The sequence below is a fragment of the Streptomyces sp. NPDC002138 genome (assembly GCF_040296485.1).
GTDB lineage: Bacteria > Actinomycetota > Actinomycetes > Streptomycetales > Streptomycetaceae > Streptomyces.
The window spans coordinates 14127-32149 of sequence record NZ_JBEOXE010000047.1 but is presented as its reverse complement, the minus strand read 5'-3'; the positions used below and the strand labels follow the sequence as shown (position 1 = coordinate 32149).

The following is an 18023-nucleotide window of genomic DNA, read 5'->3' as shown; positions in this document are numbered from 1 at the left end:
CCACCCGTGTGAGTGAGAGGCCCGCCATGTCCCGCCCCGGCCCGCGCCCGTGGTGCCTGCTGGGCGCCCTGCTCGCGGTGCTGCTGGGCTGCCTGGCGCCGGTGGCGGGGGCGGGGACGGAGGCGGTGATGGCCCCGGCCGCCGCCGCGGCAACTGTCGCTCCGGCCCCTGCTGCCCCGGCCGCCGTCGCTTCGTACGAGGGCCTGGCCGCGGCCTTCGAGGCGGCGCCCGCCGACCGGGCGCCCTCCTGCGCCCCGGGGGCTCCGGACCACGGGGGCGTCCCGGCCGCGCCGCCGCGCGCGTCCGGTGACCACGGGTACCCGCCCGCCGCGCGGTGCCTGCCCGAGCCGGCCGGCCCGGCGGGGGGCGCGCCCGTACGGGTGCTCGTACGGGGTCCGGACCGAGCGGCGCCCGGACCGCTGGAGCTGTCCGTGATGCGGGTCTAGACAGACCGCTCACCCCGGTCCGTCCAGCCCCTCCCCGCACCTCTCTCCGGAGCGCCTCCGCATGCCCTCGCCCAAGAATTCCGCCCGCAAGCCCCTGCTGATCTCCGCCGGGGTCGCGCTCGCCGCCGTCACCCTCGGCCTCGTCTCCTGGCAGGCCACGGCCCCCCAGGACACCGGGCCCGAGCCCACCTCGGCGGCCGCGCCGCAGGCCCCCGACGCCCGCGCCGAGCTGATGAAGCTGGCCCGCCGCGACGCGAACGACAAGCTCACCACCGGGCGCCCCGACGCGCCCGTCGTCCTCATCGAGTACTCCGACTTCAAGTGCGGCTACTGCGGCAAGTTCGCGCGCGACACCGAACCCGAACTGGTGAAGAAATACGTCGAGGACGGCACCCTGCGCATCGAATGGCGCAACTTCCCGATCTTCGGCGCCGAGTCCGAGGCCGCCGCCAGGGCCGCCTGGGCCGCCGCCCGGCAGGACCGGTTCGCCGCGTTCCACACCGCCGCCTACGCCGAGGGCGCCAAGGAGAAGGGCTTCGGCGAGGCCCGGCTGCTGGAGCTCGCCCGCGAGGCCGGGGTCCCCGACCTGGACCGCTTCAGGCAGGACATGGGCGGCGAGGAAGCCGCCGCCGCCGTCCGCGCGGACCAGGAGGAGGGCTACCGCATCGGGGTCACCTCCACCCCGTCCTTCCTCGTCAACGGGCGGCCGATCGCGGGCGCCCAGCCGCTCTCGGCCTTCACCTCGGAGATCGCCAGGGCCAAGCAGGCCGCGCGGGCGGCGGCCGCGAAGTGAACGGCATCGGATACCTGGCCGCCCTGCTGGGCGGTCTCCTCGCGCTGCTCAGCCCGTGCAGCGCGCTGCTGCTGCCGGCCTTCTTCGCGTACTCCATCGACTCCACGTCCCGGCTGCTGGCCCGCACCGGGATCTTCTACGCCGGACTCGCGACCACCCTGGTGCCGCTCGGCGCGGCCGGCTCGTACGCGGGCCGCTTCTTCCACGGCAACCGGGACGTCCTGGTCCTCTTCGGCGGCTGGCTGATCATCGCGCTGGGCCTGGCGCAGATCCTGGGCCTGGGCTTCGCCTCGCGGCGGATCTCGGACCTGTCCGGCCGGATCCGCCCCACCACCGCCGTGTCCGTGTACGCGCTGGGCGCGGTCTACGGGCTCGCCGGATTCTGCGCGGGCCCGATCCTGGGCAGCGTCCTGACGGTCGCGGCGGTGAGCGGCAGCCCGGTCTACGGCGGCCTGCTGCTGGCCGTGTACGCGCTGGGGATGGCCGTACCGCTGTTCCTGCTGGCCCTGCTCTGGGAGCGCTTCGACCTCGGCCGGCGGCGCTGGCTGCGCGGGCGCGCGGTCCGGATCGGCCGGTTCGAGCTGCACACGACCTCGCTGCTGTCCGGCCTGTTCTTCATCGCGCTGGGCGCGCTGTTCCTGGCGTACGACGGGGCGAGCGCGCTGCCCGGGCTGCTCGACGTGGACGACTCGTTCGCGGTGGAGCAGTGGGTACGGTCCGTCGCGGACGGAGTCCCGGACTGGGCGCTGCTCGGGCTGATCGCGGCCGGAGCGCTGGGCTTCGGTCTGGCGCGGTGGCGCCGCGCGGCCCGTACCGGCGGAGCGGCGGGGGCCGAGGTCCGGGAGGAGGCCCGGGAAGAGGGGTGAAGCAGAAGGCCCCGTCCGATGGACGGGGCCTTCTCGTGGTGGCTGGGGCCGGGGTCGAACCGGCGACCTATCGCTTTTCAGGCGATCGCTCGTACCAACTGAGCTACCCAGCCACGAAACTCTTGCGAGCTTCAGCGAACCTGACGGGACTTGAACCCGCGACCTCCACCTTGACAGGGTGGCGAGCTAACCAACTGCTCCACAGGTCCTTGCTATGTGCGAGCGCAAGTCTCGCACATGGTGTTGCGTACCCCCAACGGGATTCGAACCCGTGCTACCGCCTTGAAAGGGCGGCGTCCTGGGCCACTAGACGATGAGGGCTAAAGGCCCGCCTAGGCACTTTCCAGCGCGTCGGGGACGTGAGAAGCATATGGGATCGGGGCGGCGATCGCCAAAACGGTTTGCCCCGGTCGGCGGCCGGTCCCCGCAGGGGGCCGGAGCCTCAGCCCCAGCCCAGTTCGTGGAGGCGGTCGTCGTCGATGCCGAAGTGGTGGGCGATCTCGTGCACGACGGTCACGGCGACCTCGTGCACCACGTCGTCGGGCGCCTCGCAGTACCGCAGGGTCGGGCCCATGTAGATCGAGATCCGGTCCGGCAGCACTCCGGCGTACCACTCGCCGCGCTCGGTCAGCGGCGTCCCCTCGTAGAGACCCAGCAGTTCCGGATCGTCCGCGGGAGGTTCGTCCTCCACGAACACGGCCACGTTGTCCATCACCCGGGTCAGCTCGGGCGGGATCCGGTCCAGGGCCTGGGCCACCAGCTCTTCGAAGTCGTCGCGCGTCATCTGCAGCACGCGGCCATTCTCCCGCGCCGCACGCCGATTGAGGCGGGCCGGGACGCGACGCGCGAGAATGGCCGCGTGCTGACAGGGGCGACATGCGAAGCGGGGCGCGGATGACCCGGCCGGTGGACGGCGCCGAGGCGATCGACCCGGACGTCGACCTCCACGTGCCGGCGCAGCGAGCCGAACCGCAGCGCCGGGTGCTCGCGGTCGTGGCGGCCGGCGGCGCGGTGGGCGCCTCGGCGCGGTACGCGGTCGCCCTGCTGTGGCCGGCCGCGCCCACGGCCTTCCCGTGGGGGACCTTCTGGGTCAACGTGGCGGGCTGCGCGCTCATCGGCGTCCTGATGGTGCTGATCAGCGAGGGCGGCCGGTCGGCGCATCCCCTCGTACGGCCCTTCCTGGGGGTCGGGGTGCTCGGCGGATTCACCACCTTCTCCACCTACGCCGTGGATTTCGAGCGGCTGCTGGACGCCGGTGAGGCCCGGACCGCACTGGGGTACGCCGGGCTCACCGTGGTGGCCGCGCTGGGCGCCGTGTGGGCGGCGGCCTGGCTGACGCGCCGCGCGGTGGGCGACGGAAGGGCCCGGGTGCGCCCGTGAACTGGCTCGTGGTGATCGTGGGCGCGGCCGTGGGGGCGCCGCTGCGCTACCTGACCGACCGCGCGGTGCAGGTGCGCCACGATTCGGTCTTTCCCTGGGGGACCTTCGTGGTGAACGCGGGCGCCTGCCTCGTCCTGGGCGCCCTGACCGGGGCGGTGCTGGACGGAGCGGCCTCCTCGCGGCTGAGCCTGCTGCTCGGGACGGGGCTGTGCGGGGCGCTCAGCACGTACTCGACGTTCTCCTACGAGACGCTCCGACTGGCGGAGCGGGGCTGGAAGTTCCTCGCGGTGGCCAATGTGGCCGGGTCCGTGCTGGTCGGGCTGGGCGCCGTACACCTGGGCTGGCAGGTGGCGGGGGCGCTGGGCGGGAACTGACCGCGGGGGCCCGGTCACCGGGTGGCGGAAGGGGCGTGTCTCTTACGGGGCAAACGGAGTTGGGCACATTGACCCGTTCACCGCGGAACCCTGCCCTCTCCCGGAGGTGCCACCCGTGCGCCACTTGTCTGCTTCCGTCCGACTGGCCGTCGCCACGCTCGCGCTCACGGCCACGGCGGGCTGCATGAGTGTCGGCGACGACGCCGCCAAGCCCGGAGCCTCCTCCCCCGCGGGCCACCGGGGATCCGCCGCCGAGTCCGGCGGCGGGTCCTCCAGTGGCAAGAGCGGCGGGGCGCACGGCGGCGGGCACGACAAGAAGGACGGTACGGGCGAGAAGGCGACCGCCGTGGGCCCCGACGGGAAGGTGCTGCCCCCGGGCGCCACGGCCAGCCCGGGCGCCGTGGTGGCCGGGGTGCCCGGCGGCCCCTCCCCGTCGGCCGGACCGCACGCGGGCGGCGCCGGGGGCGCGGGGCCGGCGGGTCCGGGCACCGGCCCGGGGACCCAGCTGCCGCCGTCGGCGGGCGGGACGAGTGCGGGGGCGGGGGGGTCGGGTGGGGTGACCCCGCCCACTCCGGCGTCCAGTCCGTCCGACTCGTCGTCTGTGACTCCGACCACTCCTACGCCCTCCGCGCCGGCCCCTTCGTCGAGCCCCGCGGGGTAGTCCGGCACCCCCTCCGAGCCGTGTCGGGTGCGCGAATTGAGCTCGCACTCTCGTTCGACTGGACGGCGTTCTTGCAGGTCAGTGGCCTCTTGCTTGAGGTGACTTGCCAGAGTGGGGGGAGGGTGCGTATGGTTATAGATCGTTTGATCCCATTGCCCGGCGCCGAATCCGAAGAGCGCCGCGTGGCGCGTACTCTCCCCTACCGTGGCTGACCGCATTGAGGCGGTCGATTTGCGATTCACGGAGTTTGGGCGCGTGCCGAGACTCCGGAAGGTTTCGCATTTCGCATGTCCATTTCCAGTTCTGACCGTGCCGTCATGCCCGAGAACGACTCCATCGAGGCCATCGAGGCCGTCGAGCGCACCGAAATCGTCGAGACCCTCGTGGTCGACGAGATCGTGACCGACTCCCTCGCCGCCGACATCGAAGCTTTTGAGGCCGACGTGACGACCGACCAGTCCATCGACGCCGCAGCCGACGACGCTGCCGACGCCGAGCCCACGATCACCTTCGGCGACCTCGGTCTGCCGGACGGGATCGTCCGCAAGCTCGCGCAGAACGGTGTCACCGCCCCCTTCCCGATCCAGGCCGCGACCATCCCGGACGCCCTGGCCGGCAAGGACATCCTCGGCCGTGGCCGCACCGGCTCCGGCAAGACCCTCTCCTTCGGTCTGCCGACCCTGGCCTCGCTGGCCGGTGGCACCACCGAGAAGAAGAAGCCCCGCGCGATCATCCTCACGCCGACCCGTGAGCTGGCCATGCAGGTCGCCGACGCGCTCCAGCCGTACGGCGACGTCCTCGGCCTGAAGCTCAAGGTCGTCTGCGGCGGTACCTCGATGGGCAACCAGATCTACGCCCTGGAGCGCGGTGTCGACGTCCTCGTCGCCACCCCCGGCCGTCTGCGCGACATCATCAACCGCGGCGCCTGCTCGCTCGAGAACGTCCAGGTCGCGGTCCTCGACGAGGCCGACCAGATGTCCGACCTGGGCTTCCTGCCCGAGGTCACCGAGCTGCTCGACCAGATCCCCGGCGGCGGCCAGCGCATGCTCTTCTCCGCCACCATGGAGAACGAGATCGGCACGCTCGTCAAGCGCTACCTGCAGAACCCCGTCACGCACGAGGTCGACAGCGCGCAGGGCAACGTCTCGACCATGACCCACCACGTCCTCGTCGTGAAGCCGAAGGACAAGGCGCCGGTCACGGCCGCGATCGCCGCCCGCAAGGGCCGCACGATCATCTTCGTCCGCACCCAGCTGGGCGCCGACCGCATCGCCGAGCAGCTCATCGAGTCCGGTGTGAAGGCCGACGCGCTGCACGGCGGCATGACGCAGGGTGCCCGTACCCGCGTCCTGGAAGACTTCAAGAAGGGCTACGTCAACGCGCTCGTCGCGACCGACGTCGCCGCCCGCGGCATCCACGTCGACGGCATCGACCTGGTCCTGAACGTGGACCCGGCCGGTGACCACAAGGACTACCTGCACCGCTCGGGCCGTACCGCCCGCGCCGGCAAGTCGGGCGTCGTGGTCTCGCTGTCGCTGCCGCACCAGCGCCGCCAGATCTTCCGCCTGATGGAGGACGCGGGCGTCGACGCCTCGCGCCACATCGTCGGTGGAGCGGGCGCGTTCGAGCCCGAGGTCGCCGAGATCACCGGTGCGCGCTCGCTCTCCGAGGTCCAGGCCGACTCCGCGAACAACGCCGCCAAGCAGGCCGAGCGCGAGGTCGCCGACCTCACCAAGCAGCTCGAGCGCGTCCAGCGCCGTGCCGTGGAACTGCGCGAGGAGGCCGACCGCCTCGTCGCCCGTTCCGCTCGTGAGCGCGGCGAGGACCCGGAGGCCGCTGTGGCCGAGGTCGCCGAGGCCGCGGAAGCCGAGGTCGCGGCCGAGGCCGCCGCCGCTGCTGCCGCCGCCGAGGCCCAGGCCGTGCAGCGCCGTGACGACCGTGGCAACTTCGAGCGTCGCGACGACCGCGGCGACCGTGGTGACCGCGGCGGTCGTGGCGGCTTCAACCGTGACGACCGTGGTGACCGCGGTGGCGACCGTGGCGGGTTCCGCTCCGGTGGCGACCGTCGTGACGACCGCCCCTCCGGTGGCTTCCGTCGTGACGACCGTCCGTCCGGTGGCTTCCGCTCCGGTGGCGACCGCCGCGACGACCGTCCTTCGGGCGGCTTCCGCTCGGGTGGCGACCGTCCGGCCGGTGGCGGCTTCCGCTCCGGTGGCGACCGTCCCACCGGTGGTGGCTTCCGTCGCGACGACCGTCCGTCCGGTGGCTTCCGCCGCGACGACCGTCCCTCGGGCGGCTTCAACCGTGACGACCGTGGCGGCGACCGCCCGGCCGGCGGCGGCTTCCGTCGTGACGACCGTCCCTCGGGCGGCTTCCGCTCGGGTGGCGACCGTCCGGCCGGTGGCGGCTTCCGCTCCGGTGGCGACCGTCCCACCGGTGGTGGCTTCCGTCGCGACGACCGTCCGTCCGGTGGCTTCAACCGTGACGACCGCGGTGGCGACCGCCCCTCCGGCGGCTTCCGCTCCGGTGGCGGCGACCGCCCCTACGGCCGTCGCGACGACCACCGCCCGTCGGGCTCCGGCTCCGGCTCGTCCTTCGGTGGCGGCAACGCCCGCCGCGACGACAAGCCGCGCTGGAAGCGCAACGGCTGATCGTCGCCGCATGTGACACCTGACGCCTGATCCAAGGCGTCCGCTCGGCCCCCACGGCACTTCGGTGCGGTGGGGGCCGAGCGCGTTTCACCGCGTTCTACCGGTGGATGCCGACTACAGGCCGTCGGTGAACAGGAGGGAGTTGGGGCTGTCCTCGGAGATCTTGCTCAGGGCGTACTTGGTGGCCTCGGTGCTGAGGAAGGACGCGACCTCGTCGGACAGCGCGTTCGGACGCGCCTGCTTGTAGAGGACGGCGGCGCCGGTGACGTGCGGGGCGGCCATCGACGTACCGTCCATGGACACGCTGCCGCCGCCGAGCTTCGCGGAGACGATGGCCTCGCCCGGCGCGTAGAGCTCCAGGCACCGGCCGTGGTTGGAGAAGACGCTCTGCTCGTCGCGCCGGTTCGACGCCCCGACCGTGAACACGCGCTCCGCGGAGGCTGGGGAGACCCGGCAGGCGTCCACGGCGTCGTTGCCCGCCGCGATCACCGGCAGGACGCCCGTGTCCGAGAGGGCTTCGGCCGCCGCGTTGAGGGCCTCGGAGTAGTCCGCGCCGAGCGAGGCGTTCAGGACGGCGGGCTGCTTGGCGTTCTTGGCCACCCAGTCGAGGCCGGCGATGATCCCCGCGATGGAGCCCTGGCCGTCGCAGCCGAGCACCCGGACGCTGACCAGGCTGACCTCGTGCGCCACCCCGTACGTCTTGCCCCCGACCGTGCCCGCGACGTGCGTGCCGTGGCCGTTGCAGTCCATGCCCTGGCCGCCGTCGCCCACCGTGTCGAAGCCGAAGGTGGCGCGTCCGGGGTCGAACTCGTCGTGGTTGTAGTCGATGCCGGTGTCCAGGATGTAGGCGGTCACCCCGGCGCCGTCGCGCTTGGGGGTGAACTGGCCGTCGCCCTTGCCCCTCCGCTTGTCCCACCACCGCTGGTCGATCCGGTCCAGACCCCAGGAGGCGGCCCGTGCCCGGGTGTCCGGGGCGGTGCCGGGCTTGGTCTCGGGTTGCGTGCCGGGCTTGGTGTTCGCGTCAGGTTTAGCGTCAGGTTTCGCGTCGGGCTTCGTGTCCGGCCTGGTGTCGGGCTTGATGACCGGCTTCGGAGGCGACACGACCTTGGCGTCCTGCTCGACCGCCCTCACGCCCGGGCTCACGCGGACGCTGTCCAGCTGGCGCGGCGTCAGCGGCACGGCGAACCCGTTGAGGGCCCTGCGGTAGACGAAGGTCGGCTTCAGCTCCAGCCGCTCCGCGAGCTGGGCCGGATCCACGCCCTTGTCGAGGGTCACGATGTAGTTGCCCGGCACCGGGTTGGGCGCGATGGACAGCGGGGCCGGGGTCGGCTCCGGCGCGGCGGTGGACTGCGAGGCGGTCGCCAGGGGGGCGGCGAGGGCGAGCGCCGCCGCGGTGACGGCGGCGGCGAGTACGAGCTGCGTGCGCGTTGTCATGCCGGGCAGGGCATCACGGAGAAACGATCATAAGCCAGGACATTTCCCCGTGTCCCGCCGCATCACCGCAATGGGCGCTAGGCCGACTGCCGCCCCGGCCTTTGTATCGGGCGGGCATCGGGAAGCGCTTGGTTGCCCATCGGATCGGCGCGGTGGGGCGCGGGGCGCGGACGCCGGGTCCGCCGTCTGCCTATCGTTCCTTGCGGACGGGCCCACCCGGTGACCCGGCCACCCGGCCGTCCGCCCCTGGCGTCCGCCCCTTCCGCCGTCGAACAGGAGCCGTCCGCCCGTGTCCTCGCCCTCCCCCACCCCGGCTCCGGCTCCCGCGCGGCCCGTTCGCGTGCTCCTGGTGGAAGACGACGACCTGATGCGCCGCTCCTTCACCGTCGCCCTGGAGCGCTACGGCTACGAGATGCGGGCCGCCGCCGACGGCCTGACCGGGCTGGAGCTGTTCCGCGACGAGAGCTTCGACCTGCTGGTCCTGGACGTGATGCTGCCCGGCCTGGACGGGATCGGCCTGTGCCGCAGGGTCCGGGAGACCAGCCTGGTGCCCGTGCTGATGATGTCCGCGCGCGGTGACGGGCTCGACGTCGTCGCCGGTCTGGAAGCCGGGGCCGACGACTACGTGGTCAAGCCCGTGGACACCTTCGTCCTCGTCGCCCGCATCCGGTCGCTCCTGCGGCGGGCGAGGTACGCGCCCGCTCCGGCCCCCGGGCGCGGCGCCGGCGACGCACCGCCCCCCGCCGAGCCGGAGCTGCTGGTCTTCGGGGACCTCACCATCGACACCGGCGGCCTGGAAGTGTCCCTCCGCGGCAGTCCGGTGGCCCTCACCCCGACCGAGCTGAAGCTGCTGCTGCAGTTCGCCGCGCACCCCGGCATCGTGCTGGAGCGGCACACCCTGCTGCGGGAGGTGTGGGACTACGGCTGGGACGGCGACAGCCGGGTCGTGGACCTGTGCGTGCAGCGGCTGCGCGGCAAGCTGGGCCGGGACCGGATCGAGACGGTCCGCGGTTTCGGCTACAAGTTCAGGCGTTGAGGGCGGTGGTGCCCCTGCGCTGGAAGATCGCCGGACTGGCCGCCGCCACGGCGTGCCTGGTCGCGGCGGCGGTGGGCGTGCTGGTGCACGTGTGGACCGCGCACGAGATCCGCTACCGGGCCGAACGGGAGGCCTTCAACGGCGTGTACGAGGCCATGGACGTCTACCGGCGCACCGGAACCCTCACCGGCGGCGCCCGGCTGGATCCGCCCGAGCTGCCCTACGCCCTGCGCGACCCGGCCGACGGCGACCGGCACACCTCGTACGGCGGGAACGTCCCCGGCAGCATGGACCCGACCGTCTGGGGCGCCCAGCGGGTCGCCGGCCCCGGCAGCCCGGTGCTGGCCGTCCAGGTCACCATCTACGCCGAGTTCCACGACCTGTACCGGCTCGACGTGACCATGGCGGTGGCCTCGCTGATCGCCCTCGCGGCGGCCACGCCCCTGGCGTTCTACGGCGCCGGGCTGCTCGGCCGCCGGCTCCGGCGCGTCTCCGAGACCGCGGGCCGGATCTCCGCCGGGGACCTGGACGCCCGTACCGGCCCCACCAAGGGCCGTGACGAGGTGTCCGACATCGCCGCCACCGTCGACCTGATGGCGGACAGCCTCAGCCGACGGCTGCGCGCCGAGCGGCAGTTCACCGCGGACGTGGCCCATGAGCTGCGCACCCCGGTCGGCGGTCTGCTGGCCGCCGCCGACCTGCTCGCGCCCGGGGAGACGGAGGACCTGCTCCGGGCCCGGGTGCGGGACCTGCGCGCGCTGGTCGAGGACCTGCTGGAGATCTCCCGGCTGGACGCCGGGGCCGAGCAGCCGGTCCGCGCCCGGGTGCCGCTCGCCGCGGTCGTCGCCGAGGCGGTGGCGCGTACGGGCCTCGACGGCACGGAGGTCACGGACGCGACCGCCGCCGCTGAAGCCGTCGCCGAAGCCGGATCCGAAGCCGGATCCGAAGCCGGATCCGAAGCCGGCGCTGCCGACGACGGGACGCGGGAGGAGAGCGCGCCGGTCGTGGAGACCGACCCGCGCCGCCTCGAACGGATCGTCGGCAACCTCGTCGTCAACGCCCATCGGCACGGGCGCGCGCCGGTCCGGGTCACCGTCGACGCGCGGGCCCGTACGGTCATCGTGCGCGACCACGGCCCCGGCTTCCCCCGGGACCTGCTGCTGGGCGGCCCCCGGCGCTTCCACACCGGAGCGGCCGAGCGCGGCACGGGCCACGGCCTGGGCCTGACCATCGCCCTGGGCCAGGCCCGGGTCCTCGGCGCCGAGCTGCGGCTGGACAACGCCCCGGACGGCGGCGCGGTCGCCACGCTGCGGCTGCCGGACTGACCGCCCGGCCGCCCGGCCGCCCGGCCGCCTGGCCGCCTGGCCGCCTGGCCGCCTCGCCGCCTGGCGACGTACCGGCGGCTTTCACCCGGGCCCCTGCACAACCGCCGCACAGCGGAGCGCCCGCTGATACACGGTGGCCCAGGCACCGATACGTTCCCCGGACACCCTTCGGAGTGCACCTTCCGCACCCGAAGAGGAGTCCCCGTGACCGCCGACCCCCTTGCCCCGTACGTGCCGCACGCCACGACCGGGACCGCGGCCGCCACCACCGGCCTGTCGAAGGTCTACGGCAGCGGGGACACCCGCGTCGTCGCTCTGGACCGGGTCAGCGTCTCCTTCCGGGAGGGGGAGTTCACCGCGATCATGGGCCCCTCCGGCTGCGGCAAGTCCACCCTGATGCACTGCGCGGCCGGGCTCGACTCGTTCACGTCGGGGTCCGTCCGCATCGGCACCACCGAGCTGGCCGCGCTGAACGACCGCCAGCTCACCCAGCTGCGCCGCGACCGGATCGGCTTCATCTTCCAGGCGTTCAACCTGCTGCCGACGCTGACCGCGCTGGAGAACATCACGCTGCCGCTGACCGTCGCCGGCCGTCGGCCCGACCGGCAGTGGCTGGACCGCGTGGTCTCCATGGTCGGCCTCTCCCAGCGGCTCGGCCACCGCCCCGGACAACTCTCCGGCGGGCAGCAGCAGCGCGTCGCGGTGGCCCGGGCCCTGGTCTCCCGCCCCGCGATCGTCTTCGGCGACGAGCCCACCGGCAACCTCGACTCCCGCGCCGGGGCCGAGGTCCTCGGCTTCCTGCGCGATTCGGTGCGCGAGCTGGGTCAGACCGTCGTCATGGTCACCCACGACCCCATCGCCGCGGGCTACGCCGACCGCGTGGTCTTCCTGGCCGACGGCCGTCTGGTGGACGAGATGACGCGGCCCACCCCGGAGCGGGTGCTGGACCGGATGAAGGAGTTCGACGCGCGCTCGCGCACCAGCTGACGCGCCCGCGCGCCGCTCTCCCGGCGGTACGCGCCGCTCTCCCGGCGGGGACGCGCCGCCCCCACCGCATCAGCAGCCCACCAGCCGCCCGCTCGCTCCAGAGCCCGCCTCTCCCAGGACCCGCACCCCATGTTCCGTACCGCCCTGCGCAACGTGTTCGCGTACAAGGCACGCCTGTTGATGACCGCCTTCGCGGTCCTCCTCGGCGTCACCTTCATCACCGGCAGCCTCGTCTACGGCGACAGCCTGAGCCGGGCCGCCACCGACCGGGTCGCCGGCGGCTACGAGCGCATCGCCGTCAGCGTCTTCACCGAGCGGTCCCCCGCAACCGGCGGGCCCCCGGCCACCCTCGACGCCGCCACCGTGAGCGCCCTGGCCAAGGTCCCCGGCGTCGCCGCCGCCACGGGCCGGGCCGGCGGCTTCGCCGCGGTCGCCGACCACGACGGCCGCCTGATCGCGCGGGGCCAGTCGTCCCCCCGCGGCGCCAACTTCGCGCCGGGGGCGGGCGGTACGGACCCCGCCTACCGCTTCACCCAGGGCTCCGGACCGGCCCGCGACGGCGCGATCGCCCTCGACGAGACCACCGCCGCCCGGGGCGGCTTCCGCGTGGGTGACAGCGTGCGCGTCGGTACGGACACGGGCGCCGCCACCTACACCCTCAGCGGGATCTTCCGGACCCAGGGCACCACGCGGGCCGGGGCGGGCACCCTGACGCTGCTCACCGACGCCACCGCCCAGCGGCTGTTCGGCCGGCCGGGCGAGTACGCGGACATCGAGCTGACGGCCGCGCCCGGTACCGACGTCCAGCAGCTCCTCGGCCGGGTCGAGGCGGCGCTGCCCCCGGGAGCCGGAGCCGCCACCGGGGCCCAGCTCGCCCGGATCCAGACGAACCTCGCCACCAGCGACAGCGACACCATGAGCCAGATCCTGCTCGGGTTCGCCGCGGTCTCCCTCTTCGTCGCCGCCTTCCTCATCTCCAACACCTTCACCATGCTGGTCGCCCGGCGCACCAGGGAGCTGGCCCTGATGCGGGCCGTCGGCGCCTCGCGCGGGCAGGTGCGCCGCATGCTGCTCACCGAGACCCTGCTGGTCGGCGCGGTCGCCTCCGCGGCGGGCCTCGCCCTCGGCACCGGGGTCGCCGCCCTGCTCCAGCGCGCCTTCGCCACCGCCGACGCCCCGGCCGCCCCGCTCGTCCTGACCCCGGCCACCGTGCTCACGTCCCTGCTGGTCGGCACCGCCCTGCCGATGGCCGCCGGGTGGCTGCCGATCCGCCGGGCCATGGCCATCCCGCCCGTCGCCGCGCTGAGCGCGGCCGAGCCCGCGGCGCCCGCGCGCGCCCGTTCCCCGCGCAGCGGCCTCGGCGCCGTTCTGCTCCTCTGCGGCGCCGCCGCCGTGGTGTACGGGGCCCTGACCACGGGGAAGGACGCCCGTACCGTCATCGGCGCCGGTGCGGCCCTCACCCTGACCGGGGCGATCGTCCTCGTCCCGCTGCTGTCCCGGCCGTTCGTCGCCCTGCTCCGGCCGCCGCTCACCCGCCTCCAGCCGGTGTACGGGGATCTCGCCGCCCGGAACACCGTGCGCGATCCGCGGCGTACGGGCGCCACCGCCGCCGCGCTCGCCATCGCGCTCACCCTCGCCTCGGGCCTGTCCGTCCTCGGGGCCTCCGCCGCCCGGTACCTCGACCGCGCGACCACCCACGACCTCACCGCCGACTACCTGGTGCAGCCCGCCGAGGGCGGCATGCGGATGACCCCCGCCACCGCGGAACCCCTGAAGAAGGTGCCGGGCCTCGCGTTCAGCCCGCTCAACCAGTCGACCGGGTACCGGCTGGGCGGCGCCCCCTCCGTACTGACCGGCGTCGACCCCGCCACCATCGGGCGGCTGCTGCGGTACGACGTGCTCGAGGGCTCCCTCGACCGCCTGGCCGAGGGGCAGATCGCCGTCGCCGACCACAAGGCGCGGAAGGCCGGTTGGCACGTCGGCCAGAGGCTGCCCCTGCAACGCCAGGACGGCCCGAGCGGCGCCGTCACCACCGCCACCACCGTGACCATCGGCGCCGTCTACCGGGCGGACGAGCAGAGCAACCTGCTGCCCAGCGTCACCGCACCGGACTCCCTCGTCGCCCGCCACGACCCCGCCCCGCACACCGACGGCATCCTCCTGGCCATGGACGGCGGCCCCGGCCGGGCCGCCCTCGGCAAGGTCACCCACGCCCTCGGCGACAACCCCGCCCTGGCCGTCCTCGACGAGGAGGCCCTGCGCGCCCGGGACAGCGGCGGCATCGGCGACCAGCTCAACGTCTTCTACGCCCTGTTGAGCATGGCCCTGACGATCGCCGCGCTGGGCATCGCGAACACCCTCGCCATGTCCGTACTCGAACGCCGCGGGGAGATCGGCACCTTGCGCGCCCTCGGCGTGGACCGCACCGGGGTGACCCGGATGATCCGTCTGGAGGCATTGATCCTCGGTGCGCTCGGCGCGGTGGTCGGCACCGTCCTCGGCGTCTTCCTCGGCTGGGCCCTGGGCCGCACCCTCCAGGAGAGCGTCGCGGGCTACACGCTGGTCCTCCCCTGGGGCCGACTGGCCCTCGGCGTGCTGATCGCCCTGACGGGCGCCCTCCTCGCCTCCCTCTGGCCCGCCCACCGAGCCGCCCGCACCGACATCCCGACATCCATGACCGCCCCCTAGCGCGCCACCCGCGTCCGACCGGCCGGAAACGACTGAGCGCCCCACCCGGACGAAGCCGGGTGGGGCGCTCAGTGGTGGGCCGGAGGGGTTGCCCCCGGCCCGCGAGCCGTAGGCCATGTCGGACTCGAACCGACAACCAACGGATTAAAAGTCCGCTGCTCTGCCAATTGAGCTAATGGCCCTCGCAGTGCTCACCCCAGAGCATAGCCGGAGAGGGGCGCGAGGCCGATCGGGTATCGCCCGGAGTGGCTTCGGCGGTTTCCCGCCAGGTTCGCGGGTGTTCGCCGACGTCCGGGCGGCGGTGGCGAGTTCGGGCCCCACCGCCCGGGCGGTGGGTGCGGGGGGCCACCCGGTCAGGGTGCCGGCGTACGGGCGGACCCCGGCGCGCCGGGCTGCGTACGCGGCCAGTTGACCAGGAGGGTGTGCAGGGCCGCCGTGATCCGGGCCCAGGACTCCCGGACGGCGCGCGGGTGGGCGAAGGAGCCGGTGGCCTCCAGAGCGGCGAAGCCGTGGAAGGTGCTGCGCAACAGCCGGACCGCGTCGGTGCGGTCGGGTTCGGGCAGCGCGTAGGCGTGCAGCATCGAGGTGGTGAGCTCGATCATCCGCAGGTGCCCGGGCGAGGCGGCGACCACCTCGGGCGGCAGGCGCAGCTGGGTGGCGGCGTACCCGCCGGGGTGTTCGAGGGCGTAGGCGCGGTAGGCGTCGGCGAAGGCGGTCAGGGCCTGCTCGCCGGAGCGGCCGGCGAGCGCCTCCCCGAGCCGGTCGGCGAACGCGGCGGCCGAGCGCACGGCGAGGCGCGTGCGCAGGTCGTCGAGGCCGCGGATGTGGGAGTAGAGGCTGGCGTCCTTGACGCCGAAGCCGCGGGCGAGGGCGGAGACCGTGACCTGGTCGAGGCCCGCGGAGTCCGCGAGGTCGGCCGCCGCTTCGATGATGCGGTCGGGGGTGAGGCCTGCTCGGGGCAACGGTCCGGCTCCTTGGGTAGGGCCCGTACATCGGATACGTACTTCCGATAAGTGTTAATCATTTGCCTAGGGTGTCTAGGAACCCTAGCGTGGGTCCCATGAAGGCACTGACCGAGAAGGACATCCGGGGCTCGTTCGTGAACTGCTCCAAGGGTGAGGCAGCCCGCATCCCGCTGCCCCGGGACCTCGCCACCCGCCCGTGGGAAGACCTCGACTTCCTCGGCTGGCGCGACCTGTCCGCACCCGACCGCAGCTATCTGGTGACCGGCGGAGCCGACGGCTCCGGCCCGGTGGGCGTGACGCTGCGCTTCCCGTCCGTCAAGCGCGGGGCGCTGCACCGCAGCATGTGCAGCCTGTGCCTGACCCTCCACCCAGGGAGCGGGGTCTCGCTGATGACCGCCCGCAAGCGCGGCAAGGACGGCCGCGAGGGGAACTCACTCGGCCTCTACATGTGCACCGACCTGGCCTGCTCGCTCTACGTGCGGGGCAAGAAGCTGCCGGAGCCGGGCGGCCGCTTCGAGGAGAGCCTCACCGTCGACGAGCAGATCGAGCGGATGGTGGGCAATCTGACCGGGTTCCTGGCCAGGTTGTGACGGCTGCGTCCGGGCCCCCGCGGTAATTGGTCGGAGGTCCTCCCCGGATGGCGTAGAGTTGGGTTTACCGACGCGGGGTGGAGCAGCTCGGTAGCTCGCTGGGCTCATAACCCAGAGGTCGTAGGTTCAAATCCTGCCCCCGCTACTCAAGCCCTCAGGGGCAATGACGAAGGCCCGGATCCTCACGGATCCGGGCCTTCGTCGTTTCCGTGGCCGATCCGGTCGTCCGTGGGTGGTTCACCCGATCGGTACCGGCCGGTTCGCCCCCGGGCCCCGCACCCCACACCCTTGAGGGGGCGATGCGGCAGCGGCCCGTACCCGCGTGAGGGACCTGGCAGGAGAACACCTTGGAGGGGCTGGGGCAGCAGGGCGGCGCCAACGGCGCGGCCGCCAACGGCGGGAACCGGCTGGCCCGGCGTTTCATCCGGGTGCTCCCGGCGGTCCTGGTCCTCCTCGGCCTGGTCTTCGACGTCGTCACCCCGCCCAGCTACACCGGCTCGCCCTTCTTCTCGGCCGCGCCGCTGGTCGCCGCGCCGTTCTTCGCCCTCGGTACGACCGCCCTCACCGGCGCCCTCGCCTCGCTCGCGGTGGTCGCGCTGCACCTCTACAACGGCACCACCTGGAACGGCGAGGCCCTCACCGAGCTGGTCACCGTCCTGACCGTCTCCGGCCTGGCCCTCCTCATCAACCGGGTGGTCCGGCGCAGCGGCGCCCAGCTCGCCTCCGCGCGCGGGATCGCCGAGGCGGCGCAGCGCGCGGTGCTGCCCACGCCCGCCGACCGGATCGGGGGGCTGCACATCGCCGCCCGCTACGAGGCGGCGGAGGCCGACGCGTTCATCGGCGGCGACCTGTACGCCGTCCAGGACACCCCGTACGGCGTACGGCTGGCCGTGGGCGACGTACGGGGCAAGGGGCTGGGCGCGGTGGAGGCGGTGGCGGTGGTCCTCGGGGCCTTCCGGGAGGCGGCGGAACAGGAGCCGGCCCTGGAGGGGGTGGCCCGGCGCCTGGAGCGGGCGCTGGCCCGGGAGGGCGTGCGGCGCGACAGTCTGGACGCGGTCGAGGGGTTCACCACCTGCGTGCTGGCCGAGATCCCGCGGGGGACCGGGGGCCTGCGGATCGTGAACCGGGGGCATCCGGAGCCGCTGCTGCTGGGTCCGGACGGATCCCTGGAGGTGCTGTCCCCGGGAGAGCCGGCGCTGCCCCTGGGGATGGGAGAGCTGGGCAGCTGGCCGGACCGGGCCGACGAGTGGGACTTTCCGGCGGGCGCGACCCTGCTGCTGTACACCGACGGGCTGAGCGAAGCGCGGGACGGCGCGGGGGAGTTCTACGACGCTCCGGCCCGGCTGCGGGGGCGGATCTTTCCGGGGCCGGAGGAGGTGCTGGACGCGCTCATCACGGACGTGCGCCGGCACACCGGGGGCGGGGCGACGGACGACATGGCGCTGCTGGGCGTCGCCCGGCCGGGAGAGCGGCAGCCCGCGCGGCGGCGGACCGTACCGGTGGTGCCGCGCGACGACGCGTGACCGCGGCCCGCGTGCCGCGTCCCGAGCTCCCGCGTCACGTTCCGTGTGCGAAAGGGCGCGTTCCGCAAGCGAATTGACGGGCCATCATGAACGGGGTGTGGCTGGAGTTGCGTGGATCAACGCGCCCTTCTGTGCAGGTTAAGGCCCATTGAGAGGTAAAAGTCCAGGCCAAAGCCGGTCGTCCGGTGGCTGATTGGTGTGAACGATCAATCGCAACAGCTTGGAATCACTCCCCGGTGTCTATTACCGTTCGATAACGCAGCGCGGTCGCCACACCCGTCGCAAGAGACGGCGGTGCGCGTGC

16 protein-coding genes and 5 tRNA genes are annotated in these 18023 nt (G+C 73.7%); 14 read left to right on the top strand and 7 right to left on the bottom strand.

From position 1 onward, the window contains the following. Positions 1-8 precede the first annotated feature (8 nt). The 3 genes from ABT084_RS26835 to ABT084_RS26825 all read left to right on the top strand — a co-directional run bounded on the left by ABT084_RS26835 (position 9) and on the right by ABT084_RS26825 (position 2105). Positions 9-446, top strand: a complete 438-nt coding sequence (locus ABT084_RS26835) for a hypothetical protein (protein ID WP_351048852.1) — start codon at positions 9-11, stop codon at positions 444-446. Between the two features lie 61 nt (positions 447-507). Next, on the top strand, positions 508-1239 hold the full coding sequence (locus ABT084_RS26830; RefSeq protein ID WP_351048849.1) for a DsbA family protein: 732 nt from the start codon (positions 508-510) through the stop codon (positions 1237-1239). Further along, positions 1236-2105 carry a cytochrome c biogenesis CcdA family protein gene (locus ABT084_RS26825; protein WP_351048846.1) on the top strand — a complete coding sequence of 290 codons (870 nt, stop codon included), beginning with the start codon at positions 1236-1238 and terminating at the stop codon, positions 2103-2105. The genes ABT084_RS26830 and ABT084_RS26825 overlap by 4 nt, the downstream gene beginning before the upstream one ends. A 36-nt stretch (positions 2106-2141) precedes the next feature. Here ABT084_RS26825 and ABT084_RS26820 read toward each other — a convergent pair. The 4 genes from ABT084_RS26820 to ABT084_RS26805 form a co-directional block, all read right to left on the bottom strand. After that, positions 2142-2218, bottom strand: a tRNA-Phe gene (locus ABT084_RS26820). 22 nt (positions 2219-2240) lie between these two features. Then, positions 2241-2314, bottom strand: a tRNA-Asp gene (locus tag ABT084_RS26815). A 39-nt stretch (positions 2315-2353) separates the two neighbouring features. Then, positions 2354-2426 (bottom strand) — tRNA-Glu (locus ABT084_RS26810). 121 nt (positions 2427-2547) lie between these two features. Beyond that, positions 2548-2898: a metallopeptidase family protein gene (locus tag ABT084_RS26805; protein WP_330331644.1), complete on the bottom strand. Its 351-nt coding sequence runs from the start codon at positions 2896-2898 to the stop codon at positions 2548-2550. 83 nt (positions 2899-2981) lie between these two features. On the opposite strand from ABT084_RS26805, the gene ABT084_RS26800 reads away from it, so the two are divergent. From ABT084_RS26800 to ABT084_RS26785, 4 genes are all read left to right on the top strand, one after another. Further along, entirely contained in the window at positions 2982-3485 is a 504-nt protein-coding gene (locus ABT084_RS26800) for a FluC/FEX family fluoride channel (RefSeq protein WP_351048842.1), read from the top strand. Beyond that, positions 3482-3859: a fluoride efflux transporter CrcB gene (gene crcB, locus ABT084_RS26795; RefSeq protein WP_351048839.1), complete on the top strand. Its 378-nt coding sequence runs from the start codon at positions 3482-3484 to the stop codon at positions 3857-3859. Before ABT084_RS26800 ends, crcB begins: the two co-directional genes overlap by 4 nt. Positions 3860-3974: 115 nt before the next feature. Further along, positions 3975-4520, top strand: coding sequence for a hypothetical protein (locus tag ABT084_RS26790; RefSeq protein ID WP_351048836.1), 546 nt, complete (start codon positions 3975-3977; stop codon positions 4518-4520). Positions 4521-4807: 287 nt separating this feature from the next. Continuing rightward, the gene (locus ABT084_RS26785) at positions 4808-7171 is read left to right on the top strand and encodes a DEAD/DEAH box helicase (protein ID WP_351048833.1); all 2364 of its coding nucleotides are present in this window, start codon (positions 4808-4810) and stop codon (positions 7169-7171) included. A gap of 114 nt (positions 7172-7285) precedes the next feature. Here the strand turns inward: ABT084_RS26785 and ABT084_RS26780 are convergent, their stop codons facing one another. Further along, complete coding sequence (locus ABT084_RS26780) at positions 7286-8605, bottom strand: S8 family serine peptidase (protein ID WP_351048831.1); 1320 nt, start codon at positions 8603-8605, stop codon at positions 7286-7288. Between the two features lie 289 nt (positions 8606-8894). Here ABT084_RS26780 and cseB point away from each other — a divergent pair, with 289 nt between their 5' ends. The 4 genes from cseB (at position 8895) to ABT084_RS26760 (ending at position 14641) form a co-directional block, all read left to right on the top strand. Continuing rightward, the gene (cseB, locus tag ABT084_RS26775; protein ID WP_351048829.1) at positions 8895-9641 is read left to right on the top strand and encodes a two-component system response regulator CseB; all 747 of its coding nucleotides are present in this window, start codon (positions 8895-8897) and stop codon (positions 9639-9641) included. Beyond that, on the top strand, positions 9638-10966 hold the full coding sequence (locus ABT084_RS26770) for an ATP-binding protein (protein WP_351048826.1): 1329 nt from the start codon (positions 9638-9640) through the stop codon (positions 10964-10966). Before cseB ends, ABT084_RS26770 begins: the two co-directional genes overlap by 4 nt. A gap of 231 nt (positions 10967-11197) precedes the next feature. Further along, on the top strand, positions 11198-11953 hold the full coding sequence (locus ABT084_RS26765; RefSeq protein ID WP_351048926.1) for an ABC transporter ATP-binding protein: 756 nt from the start codon (positions 11198-11200) through the stop codon (positions 11951-11953). Between the two features lie 129 nt (positions 11954-12082). Further along, positions 12083-14641 (top strand): ABC transporter permease, encoded by a 2559-nt coding sequence (locus ABT084_RS26760; RefSeq protein WP_351048824.1) that lies wholly within the window; start codon positions 12083-12085, stop codon positions 14639-14641. A 109-nt stretch (positions 14642-14750) separates the two neighbouring features. Here ABT084_RS26760 and ABT084_RS26755 read toward each other — a convergent pair. Together ABT084_RS26755 and ABT084_RS26750 are read right to left on the bottom strand one after the other, a co-directional pair. Continuing rightward, positions 14751-14823: transfer RNA gene (locus ABT084_RS26755), tRNA-Lys, on the bottom strand. Between the two features lie 171 nt (positions 14824-14994). Then, the gene (locus ABT084_RS26750; protein WP_351048821.1) at positions 14995-15603 is read right to left on the bottom strand and encodes a TetR/AcrR family transcriptional regulator; all 609 of its coding nucleotides are present in this window, start codon (positions 15601-15603) and stop codon (positions 14995-14997) included. Between the two features lie 98 nt (positions 15604-15701). On the opposite strand from ABT084_RS26750, the gene ABT084_RS26745 reads away from it, so the two are divergent. The 3 genes from ABT084_RS26745 to ABT084_RS26735 all read left to right on the top strand — a co-directional run bounded on the left by ABT084_RS26745 (position 15702) and on the right by ABT084_RS26735 (position 17719). Further along, positions 15702-16196 carry an FBP domain-containing protein gene (locus ABT084_RS26745; protein ID WP_351048818.1) on the top strand — a complete coding sequence of 165 codons (495 nt, stop codon included), beginning with the start codon at positions 15702-15704 and terminating at the stop codon, positions 16194-16196. A 71-nt stretch (positions 16197-16267) separates the two neighbouring features. After that, positions 16268-16341 (top strand) — tRNA-Met (locus tag ABT084_RS26740). 211 nt (positions 16342-16552) lie between these two features. Then, the gene (locus tag ABT084_RS26735) at positions 16553-17719 is read left to right on the top strand and encodes a PP2C family protein-serine/threonine phosphatase (protein ID WP_351048923.1); all 1167 of its coding nucleotides are present in this window, start codon (positions 16553-16555) and stop codon (positions 17717-17719) included. Positions 17720-18023 lie beyond the last annotated feature (304 nt).

Bases quoted from the DNA above. Each gene is read 5' to 3' on its own strand.
- ABT084_RS26830 (WP_351048849.1), top strand. From the start codon at position 508: ATGCCCTCGCCCAAGAATTCCGCCCGCAAGCCCCTGCTGATCTCCGCC.
- ABT084_RS26800 (WP_351048842.1), top strand. From the start codon at position 2,982: ATGCGAAGCGGGGCGCGGATGACCCGGCCGGTGGACGGCGCCGAGGCG.
- ABT084_RS26785 (WP_351048833.1), top strand. From the start codon at position 4,808: ATGTCCATTTCCAGTTCTGACCGTGCCGTCATGCCCGAGAACGACTCC.
- ABT084_RS26780 (WP_351048831.1), bottom strand. From the start codon at position 8,605: ATGACAACGCGCACGCAGCTCGTACTCGCCGCCGCCGTCACCGCGGCG.
- ABT084_RS26760 (WP_351048824.1), top strand. From the start codon at position 12,083: ATGTTCCGTACCGCCCTGCGCAACGTGTTCGCGTACAAGGCACGCCTG.
- ABT084_RS26745 (WP_351048818.1), top strand. From the start codon at position 15,702: ATGAAGGCACTGACCGAGAAGGACATCCGGGGCTCGTTCGTGAACTGC.